Raw genomic sequence first — 20,599 nt, forward strand, 5'->3', positions numbered from 1 at the left:
GCGGGAGGTCTACTTATGATCCGATTCATGGCGGCGCTCCTCGCCTGCACCTGCCTCACGTCCGGCCTCGGGCAACTTCAGCCTCGAACGGAATTCACCGTCGACTTCAAGCACCTGGCGACGTCGCGAGACCCGAACGCGGCAGGCACGGTCCGCGTCGAGACACTCGGCAGCCTCCGTCGCACCACCCTGACCTTGAAGGGCCTCGCGCCGCGAACCGTCTACGCCGCGCACTACCACGCCCTCGCGCCGAATTACACGGGCGACCCCTGCCTCTCGAACGGCCCCGTCACCGTCGGTTTCCCCACCTTCACCTCCGACAGCCAAGGTCGCGCGACGACCACCATGCTCACCGCAACGAAAAAAATCGCGGACAATGCCGGCGCGTACATCAACGTGCACGTCCAGCGCGACCTTTCCATCATTCCGCTGTGCGCCGTCATGACAGGCAGTCCGTCCAGCCAGCCCGCGGCGACCAACGCGCCCAATGTCAACGTGCCCACGCCGAACCGTCCGCTGACGCAAACGATTCGCATCGTCGACAACGCCTTTCAGCCGAAAACGCTGACGATCGCCGTCGGCACGACGGTCGAGTGGACGAATCAGGGACGGGTGTCGCACAATGTGCTTTCCACCACCGGCGCGTTCGGCTCGGACGATCTCCCGGCGGGCAGCACGTTCCGTCACACCTTCACGCGCGCCGGGACGTTTCCGTACTACTGCTCGTATCACGAGGGCATGGCCGCCACGATCGTCGTGACGGGTCCGTGAAGGAGGTCCGTATGAACGCAGGAAAGCTTGGACTCACGCTCGTCATGACGGCGCTGCTCGGAAGTTGCATGATGACGCCGCGCAGCCTGGCGTTTCGTCACAATCCGGTGCCCGCCGACGCCGCCGCGAACGGCACCGCGGTCGTCACGACCGACTTGTACGGCGCGGTGACGACCACCCTCACGTTGTCGGGCCTCACGCCGAACAAAGCGTACGCCGCGCACTACCACGCGTTCGGGCCTGCCTCGAGCACCGACCCGTGCGCCTCGAACGGTCCCGTCAGCGTCGGCTTTCCCCCGTTCACGGCCGACGCCATGGGAAACGCCCGGGTGAGCGTCACGAGCGAGTTGGCGAAGATCACCGGGGACGCGGGCGCGTACATCAACGTGCACTTCGCGGACGACCTGACGGTCATTCCGTTGTGCGCGCCCATCAAGACCAGCAAAGGCTGAACCAAGAGACGGCACGCTCGGAAGAACAACTTGGCGGCGTGAGCACGGGGCCGTTTTCGACGTTCGTCGAGAACGGCCACCCCTCGTTGAGCCGAGAGAGCGGACGAACTTCGGCGGCCTACGCTGCCTCGCCGTGGAAGTTCCGTTTCGAGCCTTTGTGGTCACGAAGGCGGCCAAGCGACTTGCCGCTCTTCGAAGGCGCGCCGAAGAGCGGCCGTCAAGTTCCGCTGCAAGCGCCGATCGGCCAGCTCGACGATTCGAGGATTTGGAAAGCACTGCGGCCGCACGTTCAGCACCGCTCGCACGACGGCTTCATCCGGCCATTCAGGATGGGTGGTCGCCAAGGCGAACAAGGCGAACGCGGCGCTTCGGCTGACTCCCGCCAAGCACGACACGTGCAAGTGCGTCGGTCGGTGCGTTGCCAAGAACTCCTCGATGGCTCTCAGGTGCTCGGCGTTTGGCGCGATTTGCCCCTCGGCGTCGAACCATACATCATGCACGCGCAAGTTCAAGCGTGGTCCCTCGTGCTCGGCCAGCCGCCTCGACCCGTCGCTCAAGTGCGTTCCCGGATCGAGCGCCACGATCACCGCCTGCTCGTTCGACAACGTCGGCATGTCCGCTTGTCCGCTGATACTGACTCGCACGTCGGCCTCCTCTCCATTCCGCTCGCCGCGCGTCCGAACTTCGACCCACGGAAAGGCGTGCGCGTCACCGAGGCGCACAGGACGCTCGCCCTCGAAAGCTCCCTCTCGGGCGGCGGGCGACGCGTCCTCCCCGTTCGCCTTCTTTCGCTACCGCCTACAACGAAACGGACTTCAAAGCTTGCCGCGCCGTCGCGACGCGCAACGCCATCCCGGCGAGCGCGGTGTCTTGGAACGACACGCCCGTCGAGTCGAACACCGTGATTTCCCGGTCGTTCTCGCGTCCGGGCCGAAGGGCCGCGCACACCTCGCCCAACTCGGCGTGCACGTCTTCCACCCGCATCAAGCCCCGAGCGACGGGCGCTTGCAACTCCCCGATGCCGACGCTCTGCCCGCGACGGTCCACCACCACCTTCGCGCTTGCCACGAGCGCAGGGTCGAGTTCCTGCTTTCCGGGCGCGTCCGAGCCCATGGCGTTCACGTGCGTTCCCGGCGTGATCCACTCCCGCTCGATGATCGCTCGCGTGGCGGGCGTGACGGTCACGACGAGGTCCGCTTCATGGCAGGCCGCCTGCCCGTCCATGACCACCTTCGCCGTCACGCCCGGAAGGTTCAGGCGATCCACGAAGGACTCGGCTCGCTCGCGCGAGCGCGACCACACCCTCACTTCGCGGACGGACCGCACGTGCGTGAGCGCTTCGATTTGCGCCCGCGCTTGGCCGCCCGTTCCGAACAACGCGACGACCGACGCGTCCTCCCGCGCGAGGCGGCGCGCGGCCACCGCGCCCGCGGCGGCGGTGCGGAACTCGGTGATGGCGTTCGCGGCGAGCAGGGCCGCGGGTTGCCCCGTCCGCGGGTCGCCCAGCAGCATCGCCGCGCTGTGCGTCGGAAGGTGACGCTCGACGTTGCCGGGAAAGTAGGAGCCCATCTTCAGTCCGAACACCTCCAGCATCTCCTCGCCGTTTCCGAGGCGCAAATGAGAAGTTTTGAGGCTGTAGCGTCCCCCGTTGAGGCTGTGCCCCACGACCGGAAGGACCGTCGCTTGGCCGCGCGCGTCGGCCGCGAAGGTCACGTCGATCAGCTCGATCACGTCCGGCCAGACGAGCAGCGAGCGAATGGTCGCGTCGTCCAGCACGGCGAGCGTGACGGGTCCATGCGACATCAAGCGTCTCCCTCGGTCAGCAACTCCACCAGCAAGTCCGGATCGAGGTTCCCTCCGCTCAGCACCGCCACCAGCGGCCCCGTCTCGCCGAGTTCCTCGCGTCGGTACAACGCCGCCGCGATCGTGACGGCGCCGCTCGGCTCGGTGACGAGGCGGGCGCGCAGAGCAGTTTGTCTCGCGGCGCGGCGCAACTCCGACTCGGTGACGGTGACGATGTCGTCCACGAAGGCCTGAACGTGCGTCCAGTTCAGGGCGCCGAGGTGTTGGACGCGCAGACCGTCCGCGAGGGTCTGCCCGACTTGCTCGGCGGGGTAGGTCACGAGGTTGCCGCTGCGAAGGCTGTCCCGAGCGTCGGCGGCAACTTCCGGTTCGACGCCGATGACGCGCGCGTCCGGACGCGATTGCTTGATGGCGGCGGCCACACCGGAGATCAGGCCGCCGCCACTGACGGGCACGAGGACCGCGCCGACGTCGCCGAGATCCTCGAGGATCTCCAAGCCCACCGTGCCCGCCCCGGCGATGATGCGGGGGTCGTCGTAAGGCGGAACGGGCGAAAGGCCACGTTCGCGTGCGAGTTCCTCGGCTTTGCGAGCGCGGTCCGCGCTGGCAGGGCCGACGACGACGACTTGCGCTCCGAACGCGCGGGTCATGTCGAGTTTGAGGCGTGGCGCGTTGCTGGGCATGACGATCACGGCGGGAATGCCGAGTTGCCGCGCGGCGTACGCGACGGCCTGAGCATGATTGCCGCTGGAGTGCGCGACGACTCCGCGCGCGCGTTCCTCGGGGGTGAGGGTGAGCAGGGCGTTGAAGGCTCCGCGCAACTTGAACGCCCCGGTCGGCTGGAGGCTCTCGGGCTTGAGCCAGAAATCCTCCAAGGGAAAGGGCACGAGGGGAGTGCGAACGACATGAGGTCGGACGCGTCCTTGCGCGGCTCGAAGGGCGTCGAGGCTGACGAGGGGGGTGGTCGTGTCAGGATGCATGGGAAACCTCTTTGGCTGCGTGGAGAAGACTCGCTTGGTGATTCACGGACATTATCGCCTGGGTTGGGAAGAGGGCCGGTTCAGCCCTCCGCGCGCTCGGCGATAACGGCGCTCTCCACGGGCATCAAGGCGCTTGAGAGCGTCGCTGCGCGATGCGTTCTCGCACGGCTTCGAAGAACTCGGGACTGCCCAGCACTTGGATCTCGTCGCCCGCCTCCAAGGTGGTGCTGCCGTTGGGCACGATGTACTCGCCCGCGCGGTGAATCAGCAAGATCAGCGCTTCCGGCGGGAAGTTCAAGTCCACGATGCGGCGACCCACGACGGGAGAATCCTCGGGAACCGTGACTTCCACGAGGTCCTGCTTTCCCGCTCCGGTCGGCGTGAACGACAACCGCCGCGTGTTCTTCGACTTCGTGGTCTCGACGACGTTCAACTGCCGTGCCACGAAGGGCAGTGTGGTGCCCTGCACGAGGAGGCTGGTCAGCATGATGACGAACGCGACGTCGAAAATCGTTTGGGAACCCGGAAGGTGTTCGAGCAGCGGAAAGGTCGCGAGGATGATCGGCACGGCGCCGCGCAAGCCCACCCAGGCGACCATGGTCTTGTGCGCGCTGGGCGCTCGGGCGAGCGCGAGGCTGGCGAAAACGGCGAGCGGACGCGCGAAGAACATCAGGAACAGCGAGATCAGCAAGGCCGGAACGGCGAGGGCGGCGACTTGGGAAGGAAAGACCAGGAGGCCGAGCAGCAGGAACATCCCGATCTCCACCAGGTACGTGAGGCTCTCGTGCCACTGGCGCAACGATCGCTTGTGCACGAACGCGCTGTTCCCGAGGATCACGCCCGTGATGTAGACCGCCAGGAAGCCGCTACCGCCGAGCAACGCGGTCGTTCCGTACGTCAAGCCGACGATGGCGACGGACAGCACCGTGTACAAGCCTTCGGAAGGCAAGTCCACGCGGTTGATGAACCGCACCGCCAGCCGACCGAAGCCGAATCCGATCACACTTCCGATCAGCATCTGCTGAAGAAACAAGGGAATGATCGCGTACCACGGAGTGTTCGGGTGCCCGACGAGGTGGGTCAAGCCGATCACCAAGAACACCGCCATCGGGTCGTTCACGCCCGACTCGAACTCCAGCAGCGGTCGAATTCGTCCTTTTAAGCCGAGGGCGCGCTCTTTGAGCACCGAGAAGACGGCGCTCGCGTCCGTCGAGGACACGACGGCGCCCAGCAGGAAGCTCGTGAGCCATTCGAGGCCCAGCAGGGCATGCGAGACCACGCCGACGAGGGCGGTCGTGAGAATCACGCCGAGCGTGGCGAGCGAGAGGCCCTGCGCGAGCACGGGTCGCGTCTGCTTCCAGTTGGTTTCCAGTCCGCCGGTGTAGAGGATGAACGCCAGCGCGACGATGCCGATGGCTTGCGTGAGCCGGTAGTTGTCGAACGCGATGCCTCCGGGGCCTTCGCTGCCGGCGAGCATGCCGATCACGAGGAACAAGACGAGGCCGGGCACGCCGAGTCGACCGCCGAGTTTGCTGGCGAGCATGCCGACGATCAACAGGATGGAGGTGATCAAGATGGGAAGGTCGATGAAGTTCGCGTGCTCCACTGGAAACCTTTCGTGACGTTTCGTTGGTCGTGATGAATTTTCTCGAGTGCGCGGCGAGGAGGAGGAATTGCGTTCGGCGGCGTTCCCCTTCGGCCCCGTCGATCGGATGGCTGTTTCGATGACGCGGAGCCTTCCAACGTGCACGTCGCCAGCCACGATCCAAGCGAACGGAGTGCGACGGCTTTGCCGAACGGGCACGACCGATCGGTACGGCGCGCCCATGCGAGTGAAGGTGGCAGGTGAGGCGGCCTCACCTCTTCGTACCTTAACGCACGTCCTCCTCGCGAACGCATGACGAAGGGCCTTGATACGCCTGCCGCGTCGCTCACCTCCTCGCTCGGGGTAGGGCGTGACGTTCGACCTCGATGCCGCATGCGTCGCGAGCAGCTCGGGGCGAAGCGGAAAACCGCGCGTGAATGTGACGGTTCAGGGCGAGGCGCTCCGGGGAACGGGGTGTCCTCGGTGGCGTCGGCGGGAGGATCGGGTGAGCCGAGGGGCGGAATTCGTCATCGTCCTTCTCGTCCTCGGCGGGCAGAGTACTGTGTGGCTGGAGGTTTCCACCATGACCAGCACTCCTGGGAACGCCAGCACCGAGCCGTTCCTCGACGATCTCGAAGCGCTCACGCGTGATCTGATGACCGAACACCGAGTTCCCGGCTTGGCCCTCGGCTTGCTGCGAGACGATCGGCCTCACGTCCTGTGTCTCGGCGTGACGAGCGTGGAACATCCCCTTCAAGTCGACGAGCACACCCTCTTCCAAATTGGAAGCCTCACGAAGACGTTCACGGCGACGGCCATCTTGCGTCTCGTCGAGCAAGGCCGACTCGACCTCGACACGCCCCTGCGAACGTACCTTCCGGAGTTGCGCCTCAAGGACGAGTCCGTCGCGGCGCGGGTGACACTTCGACATCTGCTGACGCACGTCGCAGGGTGGATCGGTGACTTCTTCGAGGATACCGGCAACGGAGATGACGCCCTCGCTCGGTACGTGGACCGCATGGTGACCTTGGAGCAGATCACGCCCCTGGGAGAGGTGTGGTCGTACAACAACGCCGCCTTCTGCCTCGCGGGCCGCGTCTTGGAAGTCACGACGGGCCAGACGTACGAACAGGCGGTGCGGACCTCGCTCCTGCGCCCGCTGGAGATGAACGAGTCGTTCTTCTTTCCCGCCGAGGTCATGACTCGCCGCTTCGTCGTCGGGCACGTGAAGCGGGACGGCGACGTGCGGGTAGCGCGTCCTTGGCCGATTCCCCGCAGCAATCATCCGGCGGGTGGCTTGGCGTCGAGCGTGACGGACTTGCTGAAGTACGCCCGTTTCCAGCTGGGAGACGGTCGAAGCGAGGCGGGGGAGCGCGTGCTCGCTTCGGAGACGTTGCGGGCGATGCAACACCCGGAATCACGAGCCCACCTCGACTGGATGATGGGGTTGGGGTGGATGTTTCCGAAGGTGGGAGAGGAGCGCGTAATTCAGCACAGTGGGGAAACGAACGGGCAGGTGTCGGAGTTCTGGGTTGCGCCCGAGCGCGGCCTGGCCTTCGCGTTGCTGACGAACGCCGCGAGCGGCGGGGCGCTCGCGCAGAAGGTGTCGGAGTGGGTGCAGCAGCAGTTGCTGGGCGCGGATCCCGCCGTGCCGGAAGGGCGAGTCGTCGCCGACGAGGACTTGGAGGCGTTCGCGGGAGCGTACGACAAGTTGGACGACGGAGCGAGCCTCGATTTGGCCGTGCAAGAAGGTGCCCTCGTCGCGCGGTTTCAGCCGGGCGTGAGCTTCACGGGGGAGCGGGTGGAAGCGCCGCCCGCGTCGACGTTGCAGTCGTGCGGCGACGACCGGTTCGTTGGTGTGGACGGGCCGGGACACGGGCAGGTCATCGAGTTTTTGCGGGACGCCACGGGAAGCGTGCAGTACCTCAGGGCAGGGCGAGTCTTCGTTCGTCGGCCCTCTTGAAAAATCGCTCCGCCTTCACGTTGTCGCACCGGTTTGGGCCGAGAGCGGGCTTCGATCGGCACCGAGGCGAACTGACTTGATGGACATGAATTTCTGCCTTCCCCGTCCGCGCGGAGACGGATCCCCGCAGTTGGGGCGCCTGATTGTCGCCTTTCGAAGCGGGCCGTGCTCGGCGTGCCGCGTAGCCACCGACCGCTCGGCGTCCTGCGGACTGCGGCCATATTTCCTTCTTTTCACTTTACAAACCGTCCGGACGGTTTGTAAAGTTAGGAATGGCTCGCTCCAAGCATCCCGAACTCACTCGGCGCACCCTTCTCGACGCCGCACGTCGCGTCCTACGCGACAAAGGGGCCACCCTCTCGCTGGACGCCGTCGCCTGTGAAGCAGGCATCAGCAAAGGCGGTCTCCTCCACCACTACCCCACCAAAGACCACCTTCTCGTCGCGCTCGCACACGCCCTCATCGACCAATTCCACGATCGACTCAAAGCCGCCCACGCCGAGGAGATCGCCACGCACGGAAACGCTCCGGGCGCGTGGCTGCGCGCCTACGTCCACCTCAACTTCACTCCCCAGGAAGGCGGTGAAGCGCTCACCGCCGCGCTCGCGCCGCTCGCCGCCGTGCCGGAGGTCCTGCACGGCTTTCGAGAAGCCCAAGCATTCCTCGTCAAAGAAGCGGAAGCCGACGGCCTCCCTCCCGGTCGTGCTCATGCCATCCGCCTCGCCTGCGACGGCCTGTGGACCTCACGGACTTCCGGGCTGCCCGACTTGACCGAGTCCCAGCGCGCCGCGCTCGAGGAGGAGTTGCTGTCATGGACCCGCCTCTGAATCCACAGCCATCCCCGACGGCCCTCCTGCACCCCGATCCCGGCTTCGGCTGGCAGCGTCGCTTCTGGGCGATCTTCAGCGGCCAAGCCTGCTCCTTGATCGGCTCGGCCCTCACGCAATTCGTGCTGATGTGGTGGATCACGAGCACCACCGGCAGCGCCGCCGCGCTCGCCACCGCCGGCATGGCCGCCTTGCTGCCCCAAGCGCTCCTCGGCCCGTTGGGTGGCACCCTCGCCGATCGGTACAGCCGCCGCGCTTTGATGATCGGCGCCGACGTCGTCAGCGCCGCGTGCATGCTCGTCCTCATCGCGCTGTTCCTCACGGAGCGCGTGGAGTTGTGGCACGTGTACACCATGATGAGCGTTCGCAGCGCCATGCAAGCCTTTCAAGAGCCCGCAGCGGCGGCGAGCACCGCCATGCTCGTTCCCGCCTCCTTCCTGCCGCGCGCCGCCGGATTGAACCAAACGCTGCAAGGCATCATGACGATCGCCGCCGCGCCTCTCGGTGCGCTCGCGACAAGCGTGATGCCCTTGGGTTTCGCCCTCGGCATCGACGTCGTGACCGCGCTGCTCGGCGTCGTTCCCCTGCTGCTGTTCCGCGTGCCTCAAGTCAAACCGACCTCGGCACAAAAGACCAGCTTGTGGAGCGAGTTTCGAGAAGGCGTCACCCTCGTGTGGCAGCACCCGGGACTACGCCGTTTGTACGCGCTGCTCGGCGTGATCGTGCTCGCCATCTTGCCGTCGTTCACGCTGCTGCCGCTCCTCGTCAAAACGCACTTCGGTGGTGGCGCGAGCGACGTCGCGCTCATGGAAGGCTTGTCCGGCGTTGGCATGATCGTCGGAGGCGCCGCCATCGCCGCCATCGCCCCGCAACGACACATGCCCTGGATTTTGCCGAGCTTCGCCGTCGCGTGCCTGTCCCTCGCGCTGACGGCCCTCGCTCCGAGCGATCTGTTCTGGCTGGCCGTCGTGTGGTGGGTCACGAGTGGCGTGGCCTTCATCATGGGCAGCGCGCCGTTCACGGCGCTCTTGCAAACCACGATCCCCAACCACCTGCAAGGCCGCGCGCTGTCGCTCCTCGCCGCCGTCATGGGCCTGGCCGGTCCGATCGGACTCGCGTTGGCGGGCCCATTGGGCGAGTGGCTCGGCGTGCGTTGGCTGCTCGTCACGCAAGGCCTGTTGGGAATGCTGGCGAGCCTGCTGGGCGTTCTCTCCCCGACCCTGCGGCGCCTCGACGCAGCGGCGGAACGGCCCTCCACCGAGCGCCTTCCTTGAAGCGAGCGCCCAGTCCCCACGACCTCGATCGGTCGCTCGGTCGGGTGACATCCGGGGCGGGCCTCTGCGAGCTTGGCGCTCCGATCTCGCTCGTGCTTCCGGCGTTCGCGTCACCGCCAGGGCGCGAGCGAAATGCTCGTGAACATGTTCGGCGCGGTCACGGTGGTGCCCGGAACGTCGGCGCCGTAGACGCCGAACAAATCTCCGGCGTTCATCCGGCCGTCCCCGTTCGAGTCCTTCCAAGCGGAGAGTCGATACCGCGCGTTCTCCTGAAGGTCGTCGAGGCGGTATGGAGCGCTGGTCCCGGACGACGTGATCGTCGTCGTTCGTTTCGTCGCCACGTCGCACTCGTCTCCCTTCATCACGCACACGGTCACGACTGCGCCCTTCACGTCCACATCCGCACGTAGCTCTCCGGACACGTACATCGCGTCGCTTTTGCTCGTCGTGGGCTTCTCGCCCAAGCGCACGGTGAACTCCAGCACGTCACCGATGGTGTTCGAGCGTCGGAAGTCGCTCGTCATCGACAACTCGTAGTTGCTGGGATTGCGCGCCCCGATCAACACCGTCTGCGGCGCGCCGTTTTCGGGCACGTACCGCGCCGACACCTTGTACCGCCCGATCGGGATGTCGCGCAGTTGCGAGCCCACCAGGAAGCCCTTGACGACCTTGCCCGGGCTTCCGTCGATGATCGCGCCGACCGGCGTCAACGTGACTTCCACACGGCTCAAGTCGAAGCCGGGCGCGTTCACCGCGCCGTACATCCACAACGTTCCACCGTAATAACCCCCGTCGGGCCTCTTACCCGTGAGTTGCCACGTGAAGTCGCGCACCGCGCCGATCCGCGTGGCGAATTCCGAGCGGTCGCCGGGAACAAGCTGGAACTCGTAGACGGTCCCGTGGTACTCACGGCTGAGTCGGGCGCCGCCACGCCAAGTGCCGATCTCGTTTTTGGGCAGGGTGATGGTGTAGCGGCCCTGCTTGTCGGTGGTGCCGACGGCGTTCATGTTGTAGTGCAAGGTGTTGTCCGCGTACACGTCCACCCCTTGGATCGGCTGACCGGTGGACATGCGCACCACGCCCGTCATGGTGAAGGGCGTGGGCTTGCTGGTCCCCGCTTCGCCCACGCCGAGGACGAGCAGGCCGCTGAGCAGGAGGCTCGCTTTCGTTGAGGTCAAGTCGTGCATGTTCATGGGGTTGGCTCCTTCGACGATGTGTGAAAAGCGGGTGGTGTGGCCGCGACGACAGCTCTCGTGGCCGACACCCTCCCGTCAGGGCTTGAAGCACTCGGCGTACATGAATTCCAGGAAGTCGTCCGCGTCGGTGAAGTGCCGCCGCTCGCCCCGCTTGCCTTCCAAAACGGAGGCTCGCCAAACGGCGCCCTCACGCTAAACGCGCACAACGTAGATTCGCGGTCGCGTTTCAGGGTCCTCGAGGCTGATGTCTTGTTCCATTCGCGCCTCCACGGCGACGTTTCTGCACGAGAACCCGGCGCCTTCATCTCCGACTCGAAGGCAAGCGTGCCCCGTCGGCACTTGGCGCGGTACCTCACGCGACCGCTCGAATCGGCGAGACGCGTCGCTCCGTTCGTCAACTTGATGATGGGCATCCTCCTTCCGAGTCGCTTCGCGAACTCACCGCGTCGCAGTGAACGCAGCGTAGAGGCCGCAGGATGTCACCGCGATGTCACTCGCCGTCCCCGCCGATTCCGTCGATCACGAACGGGCCGGGAAGCGCCCGGCCCTCCGTTCTCTCCTCGACGTGGGGGCGAAATTCACGCTCCGTCGTTCCGTTCGAGTGCCATCCATCCGACATCCGACCCTTTCCGCTCGAAAGGGTCGGATTGACCATGCTGACGGGCGAGCGGTGCAGGCCGACGCTCGAGAACATCGGCTTTTGGCGCACGGTCCGCGCGCAAGTGCATCGTTTGAATCACTTGGTGACGAGACATACAATGGTTCATTCTAAACGTATCGACCCGGAGGTCTGCATGATCGTCGACGAGTGGATGCACTTGGAGGAAGTCGAAGCGCAAGTCCTGGCGGATCTCGAGGCGGCCCTTGGCGCCCACGACCGCGCCCACCTCGGCCTGACCGTGAAACACGTTCACGGAGCCACCATGATGCTCATGGCTCGGTACGCTCCTATTCAAGAGTTCAACCGCGTCATCGGCGTCGGCCTTCAAGGTCCCGTGACGGACGCCGTCTTGTCCGATCTTCGAAGCGCGGCGCGCGACGGAGACGTCGCGAACATCATGATTGGTCTTCACCCCCGCGCGCAGCCCTCAGACTTGCCGCAGCGTCTTCTCGACGCGGGCGCGACCCCCGCGCGGGCGTGGGTGCAAATGGTCCGCGGCGCGAACGCCATGGACGTCCCCGGGACATTCGCGATTCATGAGGTCGACGAGGAAAACATCGACGCCTTCATGAACGTGTTCGCACGCGGTTTCGGAATGCCGCCGGACTTGCAAGCGCTGGCGGTCGCGACCATCGGCCGATTCGGATGGCGGCACTTTCTGGCGTTCGAGGAGGACGTGCCCGTCGGATGCGCCAGCTTGTATCAGCGCGAAGAGTACGCGTGGTTGGGCAACGCCACGACCTTGCCGGAGCGCCGAGGCCGAGGCGTCCAGTCGGCGCTGATCGCGTTCCGCGTTCGTGAGGCGGCGAGGAGCGGCGCTCGCTGGGTGTTCACGGAAGTGGCCGAGGACTTGCCGAACAAGCCGAATCCCAGCGAACACAACATGCGTCGAGCAGGATTCACGGTCGCGTACCGACGCGAACACTTCGTCTTGAGCACCGCTTGACGGCTCGGGCGGCCTTCCTCCGACCTTCGAGCTTCGATCACCGCAGCCTCGAAGAAGCCTCTGTCTACCAAAATGCACACCATGCGATCGTACGAGAGGCTCGAGTCGCGTCGCTCGATTGAACATGCCTTAGCTCCAACGTGCGTTTCAAGGGTAATGTGAGGCGGACGCCACGTCCAGGAGGACACTTGTGCCTGCAATCGAGCATCACCCTCTCACGCCCGAGCAGCTGCTCGACTTGCAACGCCACGTCACCTCCCTTCTGGTCGCCAGCAACGCCTCCCACGACGTCGTCAGCCTCATCCTCGACCACGTTCGCGTCGCTCTCAGCGCGCACTCTGCCAGCGTCGACCTTCAAGACGCCGACCGCTCGGTCCTCCACCGAGTCGCCGCCATCGGCTACACCTCCGAAGCCTTGCAAGGTTGGCGCGACGTTCCGCTCACGTCGGGCGCTCCCATCACCGACGCGGTCCTCGAACGACGCGCCATCTACCTCACGGCCACTCAGTGGGACGCTCAGTATCCGCATCTCGCGGGCGTGCGCCTACCGAGCATGCAAAGCGTGGCCGCCCTGCCCCTGGTCGCGAGCGGTCACGCCCAAGGCGTCATCACCTTCGCGTGGGACCGTGAACGCGTGATCAGCGGCGGCGAGCGCGCGTTTCTGGAAGCGGTCGCCAGTCAATGCGCCCAAGCACTCGAGCGGCTCACGCTGCACGAAAGCCAAATGCGGCGTGCGCGTCACCTTCGCAAGTTGCTGAAGTTCAGCGCAGACATTACCTTGGTCCTCGACAACACGGCGCGCGTCACGTACCTCAGTCCGAGCGTCACCCAACTTCTCGGGTACCACCCCGCCGACCTGGTGGCCTTGAGCTTGCCCGATGTCCTCCACCCCGACGACCTGCCCGGCCTGGAGGATCAATTCACGCGGGCGATCTTGACGCCGGACGTGGCGTTGCGGGCCGTGGCTCGCGTGCGTCACAAACACGGCGGTTGGGTTTGGATGGAAGTCGTCGGACGCAACCTGCTCGGGGACGAAGACGTCCGCGGCTTCGTGTGCAACGCCCGCGACGTTACCACCTCCTTCCAGGCCATCAAGGCGTTGCGGGACAGCGAACGTACCGCTCGCTCGCACGCGACGCGCTACCAACGCCTGCTCGACCTCATCACGGCGGTAGACGCACACGCCGACGAGGACGCCCTGATCGTCACGGTCCTCGAGCGGGGCTTGGCCGTCATGGATTACAACCAGGCGTTTTATCACGACGTCGAAGGCACGACCATTCGGCAGCGCTTCGCGCGCGGCGAGGACCTCGACGAGGCCCTCGCGGTCCTGCCCGCCACCATGAACCTCCATGAGCTCGGCGCGTCCGGGCGGGCATTGTTGCGTCACGAAGTGTACTTCGCGGCGGCGAACGTGCCGATCATGAATCCGCCGGAGCCCTTGCCGCGTCGCTTCTGGCGGGCGTTCTGCACGTTTCCGGTGTTGGTCGGCGGGGAGTTGCGCGGAGCGTTCACGTTCGTCAGCTCGCACGGCAACGAAGTGCACGACGACTACAAGCAGCTGATGCGCAGCTTGGCCGGTCACCTCAGCGCCCTGTTCGAACGGCACGCGCACCTGCGCATGCTGGATGTGGCCCGCGAGGAGACGTTGCGGACCATCGGCGTGACCCTCGAGTACCGCGACCTCGAAAGCAAGGGGCACACGAACCGCGTGGTGGCGCTGGCGCTGCGACTCGGGCAGGCGTTGGGTCTCACGGGTCCGGAGCTCGACGCGTTGCGGTGGGGAGCGTACTTGCATGACACGGGCAAGATCGCCACGCCGGACGAGATCCTCCTCAAGCCCGGTCCGCTCGACGCGCAAGAGTGGGAAGTCATGCGCCGACACCCCTTGGTCGGTTATCAAATGTTGTCGCGCATTCCCTTGCTGCCGCCGACGACGCTGGCCGTGGTGATGCATCATCACGAGCATTGGGACGGCGGCGGATACCCGTCGAGGCTGCACGGCGAGGACATTCCCTTCGCCGCTCGGATTTTCGCCGTGGTAGACGCGTTCGACGCGTTGACGTCCAAGCGGCCGTACAAACTTGCTTGGTCGCACGAAGCGGCGTTGACGGAGTTGGAGCGGGAAGCAGGACGACACTTCGATCCGGATGTCGTTCGGGTGTTCGTGCAGGTGATGCAAGACGACGATCGGCGACACGACCTCGAGGCTTGAAGTCGGCGCCGGGAGACCGATTCGAGCACGCGGAAACGTCTCGAAGCACAGCGCCGCGCGAGGGATTCCGGGCACGAAGGCCCTTTGGTGCGAATGAAGGTGGCGCAGCTTCTCGCTCGCGATGAAACCGCGCCGAACGCCGTAGCCACCGTCGAGAAGGGCGGACGCCGCGCCTCCTTTGCTACCTTGAAGCCGGATGGCCCTCCCCTCTTGGCACCTCGATTTGTTCGGCCAACCGCGCGTACGAGACCCGGACGGACAGGACGTTCGTGCGGATCGCAAGTCTCTCGCCTTGCTGGCGTACCTCGCGTTGGAAGGCGTCACGCCTCGTTCCCGTTTGGCCGGTCTGCTTTGGCCCGACACGCTGGAAGCGACCGCCCGGAACAACCTCGTCCACAAGTTGAGGCGGCTTCGAGCCCGGACGGATACGAACCTCGTGGACGCCGGGGAAAAGACGCTGGCGTTGCGCGGCGACGTGATCGTGGACGTTCACGAGGTTCTACGCGATCGACGCCACGGGCGGCACGAAGTCGTGCTGAACGCGGTGGGGTTGCTGCTGGACGGCGTGGATTTCGACGATCTGCCCGACTTTCAAGATTGGCTGCTCGCTTGGCGCGAACGCCTCGACACGTACCGCTGGGAAGCGTTCGATCACGAGCTCGCGCGGCTGGAAGGCATCGGTGAGTACACCCGCGCCGCGGAGATCGCGGCGCGGTGGGAGGAACTCGACCCGCTGTCCGAGGATGTCGCCCGCCACAGCATGCGCTTGCAGCACCTCGCCGGAAATTCGGCCGGGGCGCTTCGAACGTACGCGCGGCTTCGGCGAACGCTCGAGCGCGAACTGCAAGCCCAGCCTCGAGCGCGAACGCGAGCCCTCGCGGAGGAAATCGAGCGCGGCGAGCAACTTCCCGCGCTCGGCACGCCTCCCGCCGCACCCTCGTTGCCGCTGAGCGTGTTCCGCCCCCCCGCGTTGATCGGCCGTGAAGACGCGTGGGCTCGCATGGAAGCGGCGTGGCAGGCGGGACAATTGATCTACCTGACGGGCGCGCCTGGTACCGGCAAAACCCGGCTCGCCCTCGACTTCGCCCGTTCGAAGGGCGCGACGCTGCGGCTCGAACACCGACCGGGCGACGAGACGGTACCTTACTCGTCGAGCGCCCGCTGGGCCCGTCAGATGCTACGGCACGCGCCGCACCTGACCCTCACGCCTTTTCAGAAGCGCGAGTTGTCGCGCATCCTTCCGGAATTCCGCGAGGGCGACGTTCCCTCCATGAGTGGCGACACCGACAAGTTGGCGTTCTACGAAGCGCTCGCGCAAGTGGCGGACCTCGCGCTCGCGAACGTGACCGCCGTGGTGTCCGACGACATTCAGCACGACGACGACGCTTCGCAGGAATCCGGGCGGTACTACGCGACGCGGGCGGCTTCGGACGCGTCCGTCACGCCGCAACCTCGCGTGCTGCTGACGTTTCGTCAAGGAGAGCTGTCACCGCAAGCGGACGCCGTCATGCGCGGCCTCGTGGAGAGCGGCCTGGCGGTCCTGATCGAGCTTCAGCCGCTGGGCGTAGCGAACGTGCGCGCGCTCCTCGACAGCCTCGACTTGCCGTTCGCGCCCGACCTCGACCTCGAGCTGTACCGCTACGCCGGGGGAAATCCGCTGTTCGTGCTCGAAACGATCAAGTTCCTGGCCGAGGAGGGCTTGCTCGAACGCGGCTTGCCCGAACGGCTCGCTCCGCCCGGTCGTACGGGATCGGTGTTGGAGCGGCGGCTCGCCCGACTGTCACCCGCGGCCCTGAACGCGGCGCGTGCGGCGAGCGTGCTGCGCGGAGACTTCACGCTCGAACTCGTGGCGGCCGTGCTGCGCGCGCCCCTCTTGGAGACCGCGAGCGCCTGGGTCGAGTTGGAAGCCGCTCAAGTCGTGGCGGGCGAGCGCTTCAGTCACGACTTGCTGTACGAGGCGGTATGGCGAGGAACGCCGGACACGGTGCGCCGCTTGCTGCACCGATCGGCGGCTCGCGTGCTCGCCGAGTCGGGCGGGCATCCTCGGCGTGTCGCGGAGCACTGGCGAGAGGGAGCGCAACCGCTCGAGGCGGCGAGATGGTTCGAGCAGGCCGCCCGCGCGGCGAACGCGGCTTTGCGCACCCACGAAGCCCAAGACTGCTACCAGAACGCCGCTGAAGCTTACGAAGCTGCGGGTGACTCGGAGGCGGCACGTCGAATGTCGGCGCGCTCCCTCCTCGACCCTTCCGGTCGCTGAAGAATGGAACCTCGCCGGGCAGCGAACCGGCAGTAAAAAAGCCTCGCGAGGACGTGATGACAAGTCAACGTCACCTGCGCGTCGCGTTCATCCTCGTGATCGAAGCGACGAGAGGGGCGGAGCGACCTGGACTTCGCGCGTTCACGCGCGACAATCGTGCCGCACGACCCTCGTTCGGCGCTCGAACGTGCGAGACTGTTGGGAACGCGAAGCTCACCGCTTCGCTTCGGCAAGATGCCGAAGAACGGATTCACTTTGACGCAAGCAACATCCGGCGCGCCGCGCGCCGCTTCATTCGACGACTTTCACCTGCCCGACGTGATCGGACAGGCCGTACGCGACCTCGGCTTCACCGTGCCGACCGACATTCAACTCAAAGCGTGGACGCCCGCGTCTGAGGGCCACGACGTTCTCGGCACGGCCGCCACGGGCAGCGGAAAGACGGCGGCGTTCCTGCTGCCGATCCTCACGAGGCTGTGCCGCAACAAACAGGCGGGCACGCGCGCCTTGGTGCTCGCGCCCACGCGCGAACTCGCCGCGCAAATCGAGACCGTCGCGCGGTCCTTGACGCGCTTCACGTCCCTGACGGTCACCTCGGTGTACGGCGGCGTGAGCGAAAAACCGCAAATTCAAGCGCTGAGAAACGGCGCGAACATCGTCATCGCCTGCCCGGGGCGACTGCTCGACTTGATGCGCGCCAGTCACGCCCACTTCGGCGGGCTCGAAGTCCTCGTGCTCGACGAGGCCGACCGGATGCTCGACATGGGCTTCCTGCCCGACATCAAGAAGGTGCTCGCCCAGTTGCCGCGCGAACGGCAGACGATGCTGTTCTCGGCGACGATGCCAAACGCCATCGAACGCCTCGCGCGTGAGCTGTTGAGGACGCCCGTGCGTATCGGCGTGGAAAAGGTCACGCGCGCCAATGACCTCGTGGAACTCCGCGCCTACCACGTGCCCGAAACGTCGAAGGCGCCGCTCCTCATCGAGTTGCTCGGGCGTGGCGAGGTGGACAGCGCCATCGTCTTCACGCGCACGAAGCACCGCGCCAATCGCGTCGCCGAGAAGCTCGCGCGGGCCGGCGTGACCGTCGAGCGCATTCACGGCAACCGCAGTCAAGCGCAGCGGGACGCTGCCTTGAGCGGCTTCAAGAGCGGCAAGTACCGCGTGCTCGTCGCGACGGACATCGCCCAGCGCGGCATCGACGTCGAAGAGCTTGGCTTCGTCGTGAACTTCGACGTGCCCACCACGCCCGACGACTTCGTGCACCGCGCGGGACGTACCGGGCGAGCGGGTCGCGCGGGCGTCGCGATCACCTTGGTCTCGCCGGGTGAAGCGAGCGATTGGCGCGCCATCGAAACGCGTGTGGAGCGCCGCGTGCCCCGCTTCACCTTGCCCGGCTTCGACGTCAACGCTCCGGGCGAAGCCGTGGAGAGACCGAAGGCCGAACGGCTCGCGGAAATGCGCGCTCAGAAAGCGCAAGAGCGGGCGCGTCACGAAGCGCGCCGCGCCAACGCGGCGGCTCAGCAACGACCGTCCGGAACGTCGAATTCCGCCAGCGTTCCCGCCGAGCCTCGCGGCACGCGCGGAAACGGCCGTCGCCGCAACTCCAGCGCGAGCGCGGCCACGCGCGAGCGATGAAGTCGGGAGCGCGACGCTCCTTGCTCTTCACCAGGACCGGCGGCAAGCCGGTCCTTCTCGTTGCCGCTTCGAATCGAAAGCTCCTCGAAGTGCGGTCGTGGCGTCATCCAAGCGACCTGCCGGGAATGAAGAACCGATTTAGCGTGCATCGACTTGACCCACCGTGAATCCCGCGCTATCGTTATCGACATCAGCGGCCCGAGTGGCCGCTTTTCTCTTGCCTCGCGAGACGGCAAGCGGCAGTCGATTCACCTAGGGTCCGCCCTTCCTGGCGTCAGAGTTCGGTCGTGGGCGAATAGATCAAAAGCATCACGTCCGCGCCGAGGTTCCTCGAAGAGGTGAGCTTCAGCGGAAGTCGGTCCTCGCCGGAGAACAAGCGCTTGCCGCTTCCGAGAACGAGTGGATAGACCATCAGGCGAAGCTCGTCCACGAGGCCGTGCCGCAAGAGCGTCCGCGCGAAGGAGCCGCTGCCGTAGGTGAGGAGGTTCCCGCCCTCTTGGCGTTTGAGCGTTCGTACCGCCGTGACCACGTCTCCTTCGAGCGCGGTGGCGTTCCACTCCAAGGTTCTCGGGGTAGTCGTGGCGACGAACTTCGGCAAGCTGTTCATCCGTTCGCCGAACGCCCCCGTGTCCGTCGCGGTCGGCCAATACCCGACGAAGTCCTCGTAAGTCACGCGGCCCAGCAGGAGGGCGTCGCTTTCGAAGAGTTCGTCGTGCTTGAAGCGACCGATGTCCGGACTGGAGTAGCCTCGCTGCCACGAAGAGGGTTCTTCCATCACGCCGTCGAGGGTCAGGAATTCGGTCACGACTACCTTGCGCATGCCTGCTCCTTTCAATGCTGGTTCGCGATTTCATCCTAGCCCCTGGCAGGGCGCACGGTTGTTCAAGCGCCCGAGCAAGGGAAGCGACGAGGCCTCCGTTGGCGTAGTCGAAAGCGGGCTTGATGCTTCCTGGCGCGGCCATTCTCGGTCGACGAGGCGCTCGAGCGTCTCGAATCGCCCGCGAGAACCGGACCTCTTCGAAACGTCAGGTGGGACGACAGCGAGGATCGCCGACGGTCAAAGCGCGTGGACGACCTTCGCGAATCATGACGGTCTCACTGCCTTGGGCCGTTCGCCGTGCGGGTGGATTCGACGTCCCCACGCGAGCGTCACCTCGTCCCTGAAACGCCAAAGGAGGCCCGCGCGCCAAAGGAGACCTTTAAGGCCGCTCGAGCGACCTCGACCGTCACGGGTTTCGACGTACAGGGCTTCGAAGAAAGCTTCTCGGCGCAACGCGGGCTCCACCGTCCAGTTCACGACGGCGGGGGCGCCGCTGGCGTTGCACATGGCGTGCGGAACTCGCGGCGGAACTCGAAACGTCTCCCCGGCCTTGTACGTGCGGTCCTGTCCGTGCATTCGAACTCGCAGTTCTCCCTGTACGACGGTGAAGGTTTCGGTTTGGCTCGGATGCAGATGAGCGGGAGGATACGTTCCGTGAGGCGCGTACACGGCGCGTACCGTCACGCGCGCGCCGTTCGTGGTGCCCGCAGTTTCGAGAAACTCGATGCGGTTGCCTTGGCTGTAAAGCACGCTTCCGACGTGGGTCATCTCTTCCTCCTCCGACGCGGCGCGAACACCTCCTCGCCGCCCATGCATCCACATTAAGGAGGGTCGCATGATCCCGCCGTGATCGAACGGCCCTATGAATTCGCTGAAAGGCACGCGGGCTCGCCGACCTTCGACGACGGGAAGGCGATCATGGAGCAACCGAGGACACGCGAACCGCCCGCCCTCTTCAGTCGGCCATCGGAGAGCTCGTCAAAGCGGAGCGAAGCATTCGTGTGCGACATCTCGCGTTCGTCAGCGAGAGGGAGCGACCGAGGCTTCGTTCGAGCGTCACCTTGAAGGGCCTGTCATCCGTGTGCCGATGGCTTTTTCGCGTGGCAGTCGGAGCGCTGCGAGGCGCGTGGCGCGAACCACCGGAACGTTCGCGCCCTCCACGATTCGCTGCTGGCGTTGGAACGGCCGCGCCGTGCTGTTCGCTGCCGCTC

General features: G+C 65.9%; 17 protein-coding genes. 9 read left to right on the plus strand and 8 right to left on the minus strand.

Features of this window, described 5'->3' with window-relative positions; all coding sequences use genetic code 11:
- The first annotated feature begins 15 nt into the window (after positions 1-15).
- Positions 16-771, plus strand: coding sequence for a plastocyanin/azurin family copper-binding protein (locus DES52_RS23145; RefSeq protein WP_170131155.1), 756 nt, complete (start codon positions 16-18; stop codon positions 769-771).
- An 11-nt stretch (positions 772-782) separates the two neighbouring features.
- The gene (locus tag DES52_RS18320; RefSeq protein ID WP_110888288.1) at positions 783-1,223 is read left to right on the plus strand and encodes a CHRD domain-containing protein; all 441 of its coding nucleotides are present in this window, start codon (positions 783-785) and stop codon (positions 1,221-1,223) included.
- Between the two features lie 161 nt (positions 1,224-1,384).
- Here DES52_RS18320 and DES52_RS18325 read toward each other — a convergent pair whose 3' ends face one another.
- The 4 genes from DES52_RS18325 to DES52_RS18340 form a co-directional block, all read right to left on the minus strand.
- Complete coding sequence (locus DES52_RS18325; RefSeq protein WP_110888343.1) at positions 1,385-1,867, minus strand: hypothetical protein; 483 nt, start codon at positions 1,865-1,867, stop codon at positions 1,385-1,387.
- A 154-nt stretch (positions 1,868-2,021) separates the two neighbouring features.
- Positions 2,022-3,026, minus strand: a complete 1,005-nt coding sequence (locus tag DES52_RS18330; protein ID WP_110888289.1) for an ornithine cyclodeaminase family protein — start codon at positions 3,024-3,026, stop codon at positions 2,022-2,024.
- Positions 3,026-4,006, minus strand: coding sequence for a threonine ammonia-lyase (locus DES52_RS18335; protein WP_110888290.1), 981 nt, complete (start codon positions 4,004-4,006; stop codon positions 3,026-3,028). Before DES52_RS18335 ends, DES52_RS18330 begins: the two co-directional genes overlap by 1 nt.
- A gap of 124 nt (positions 4,007-4,130) precedes the next feature.
- Positions 4,131-5,612: a potassium/proton antiporter gene (locus DES52_RS18340; RefSeq protein ID WP_245901135.1), complete on the minus strand. Its 1,482-nt coding sequence runs from the start codon at positions 5,610-5,612 to the stop codon at positions 4,131-4,133.
- Positions 5,613-6,174: 562 nt separating this feature from the next.
- Here DES52_RS18340 and DES52_RS18345 point away from each other — a divergent pair.
- From DES52_RS18345 to DES52_RS18355, 3 genes are all read left to right on the plus strand, one after another.
- Positions 6,175-7,554 (plus strand): serine hydrolase domain-containing protein, encoded by a 1,380-nt coding sequence (locus DES52_RS18345; protein WP_146237376.1) that lies wholly within the window; start codon positions 6,175-6,177, stop codon positions 7,552-7,554.
- Positions 7,555-7,826: 272 nt separating this feature from the next.
- Entirely contained in the window at positions 7,827-8,381 is a 555-nt protein-coding gene (locus DES52_RS18350; protein WP_110888293.1) for a TetR/AcrR family transcriptional regulator, read from the plus strand.
- Positions 8,366-9,655, plus strand: a complete 1,290-nt coding sequence (locus tag DES52_RS18355) for an MFS transporter (RefSeq protein ID WP_110888294.1) — start codon at positions 8,366-8,368, stop codon at positions 9,653-9,655. Before DES52_RS18350 ends, DES52_RS18355 begins: the two co-directional genes overlap by 16 nt.
- 110 nt (positions 9,656-9,765) lie before the next feature.
- Here the strand turns inward: DES52_RS18355 and DES52_RS18360 are convergent, their stop codons facing one another.
- The gene (locus DES52_RS18360; RefSeq protein ID WP_110888295.1) at positions 9,766-10,848 is read right to left on the minus strand and encodes a carboxypeptidase-like regulatory domain-containing protein; all 1,083 of its coding nucleotides are present in this window, start codon (positions 10,846-10,848) and stop codon (positions 9,766-9,768) included.
- Positions 10,849-11,341: 493 nt separating this feature from the next.
- A complete protein-coding gene (locus DES52_RS23150; RefSeq protein ID WP_170131156.1) occupies positions 11,342-11,560 on the minus strand; it encodes a hypothetical protein in 219 nt (72 codons plus the stop codon).
- 85 nt (positions 11,561-11,645) lie between these two features.
- On the opposite strand from DES52_RS23150, the gene DES52_RS18370 reads away from it, so the two are divergent.
- From DES52_RS18370 to DES52_RS18385, 4 genes are all read left to right on the plus strand, one after another.
- Positions 11,646-12,458: a GNAT family N-acetyltransferase gene (locus tag DES52_RS18370; protein ID WP_170131157.1), complete on the plus strand. Its 813-nt coding sequence runs from the start codon at positions 11,646-11,648 to the stop codon at positions 12,456-12,458.
- A 190-nt stretch (positions 12,459-12,648) separates the two neighbouring features.
- On the plus strand, positions 12,649-14,673 hold the full coding sequence (locus tag DES52_RS18375) for an HD domain-containing phosphohydrolase (RefSeq protein ID WP_110888297.1): 2,025 nt from the start codon (positions 12,649-12,651) through the stop codon (positions 14,671-14,673).
- Positions 14,674-14,869: 196 nt separating this feature from the next.
- The gene (locus tag DES52_RS18380; RefSeq protein WP_110888298.1) at positions 14,870-16,930 is read left to right on the plus strand and encodes an ATP-binding protein; all 2,061 of its coding nucleotides are present in this window, start codon (positions 14,870-14,872) and stop codon (positions 16,928-16,930) included.
- A 234-nt stretch (positions 16,931-17,164) separates the two neighbouring features.
- Positions 17,165-18,568, plus strand: a complete 1,404-nt coding sequence (locus DES52_RS18385) for a DEAD/DEAH box helicase (protein WP_110888344.1) — start codon at positions 17,165-17,167, stop codon at positions 18,566-18,568.
- 274 nt (positions 18,569-18,842) lie between these two features.
- On the opposite strand, the gene DES52_RS18390 is transcribed toward DES52_RS18385, so the two are convergent.
- Together DES52_RS18390 and DES52_RS18395 are read right to left on the minus strand one after the other, a co-directional pair.
- Positions 18,843-19,388: a dihydrofolate reductase family protein gene (locus tag DES52_RS18390; protein ID WP_110888299.1), complete on the minus strand. Its 546-nt coding sequence runs from the start codon at positions 19,386-19,388 to the stop codon at positions 18,843-18,845.
- A gap of 264 nt (positions 19,389-19,652) precedes the next feature.
- Entirely contained in the window at positions 19,653-20,156 is a 504-nt protein-coding gene (locus tag DES52_RS18395) for a cupin domain-containing protein (RefSeq protein ID WP_170131158.1), read from the minus strand.
- Positions 20,157-20,599 lie beyond the last annotated feature (443 nt).

The sequence above is a fragment of the Deinococcus yavapaiensis KR-236 genome, assembly GCF_003217515.1.
Classification (GTDB): domain Bacteria; phylum Deinococcota; class Deinococci; order Deinococcales; family Deinococcaceae; genus Deinococcus_A; species Deinococcus_A yavapaiensis.

What these genes read in the sequence shown, in the direction of transcription:
- DES52_RS18350 (WP_110888293.1), top strand. Translation starts at nt 7,827, where the DNA reads ATGGCTCGCTCCAAGCATCCCGAACTCACTCGGCGCACCCTTCTCGAC.
- DES52_RS18320 (WP_110888288.1), top strand. Translation starts at nt 783, where the DNA reads ATGAACGCAGGAAAGCTTGGACTCACGCTCGTCATGACGGCGCTGCTC.
- DES52_RS18370 (WP_170131157.1), top strand. Translation starts at nt 11,646, where the DNA reads ATGATCGTCGACGAGTGGATGCACTTGGAGGAAGTCGAAGCGCAAGTC.
- DES52_RS18385 (WP_110888344.1), top strand. Translation starts at nt 17,165, where the DNA reads ATGCCGAAGAACGGATTCACTTTGACGCAAGCAACATCCGGCGCGCCG.
- DES52_RS23145 (WP_170131155.1), top strand. Translation starts at nt 16, where the DNA reads ATGATCCGATTCATGGCGGCGCTCCTCGCCTGCACCTGCCTCACGTCC.
- DES52_RS18360 (WP_110888295.1), bottom strand. Translation starts at nt 10,848, where the DNA reads ATGAACATGCACGACTTGACCTCAACGAAAGCGAGCCTCCTGCTCAGC.
- DES52_RS18355 (WP_110888294.1), top strand. Translation starts at nt 8,366, where the DNA reads ATGGACCCGCCTCTGAATCCACAGCCATCCCCGACGGCCCTCCTGCAC.
- DES52_RS18330 (WP_110888289.1), bottom strand. Translation starts at nt 3,026, where the DNA reads ATGTCGCATGGACCCGTCACGCTCGCCGTGCTGGACGACGCGACCATT.
- DES52_RS18380 (WP_110888298.1), top strand. Translation starts at nt 14,870, where the DNA reads ATGGCCCTCCCCTCTTGGCACCTCGATTTGTTCGGCCAACCGCGCGTA.
- DES52_RS18395 (WP_170131158.1), bottom strand. Translation starts at nt 20,156, where the DNA reads ATGACCCACGTCGGAAGCGTGCTTTACAGCCAAGGCAACCGCATCGAG.
- DES52_RS18345 (WP_146237376.1), top strand. Translation starts at nt 6,175, where the DNA reads ATGACCAGCACTCCTGGGAACGCCAGCACCGAGCCGTTCCTCGACGAT.
- DES52_RS18335 (WP_110888290.1), bottom strand. Translation starts at nt 4,006, where the DNA reads ATGCATCCTGACACGACCACCCCCCTCGTCAGCCTCGACGCCCTTCGA.
- DES52_RS18390 (WP_110888299.1), bottom strand. Translation starts at nt 19,388, where the DNA reads ATGCGCAAGGTAGTCGTGACCGAATTCCTGACCCTCGACGGCGTGATG.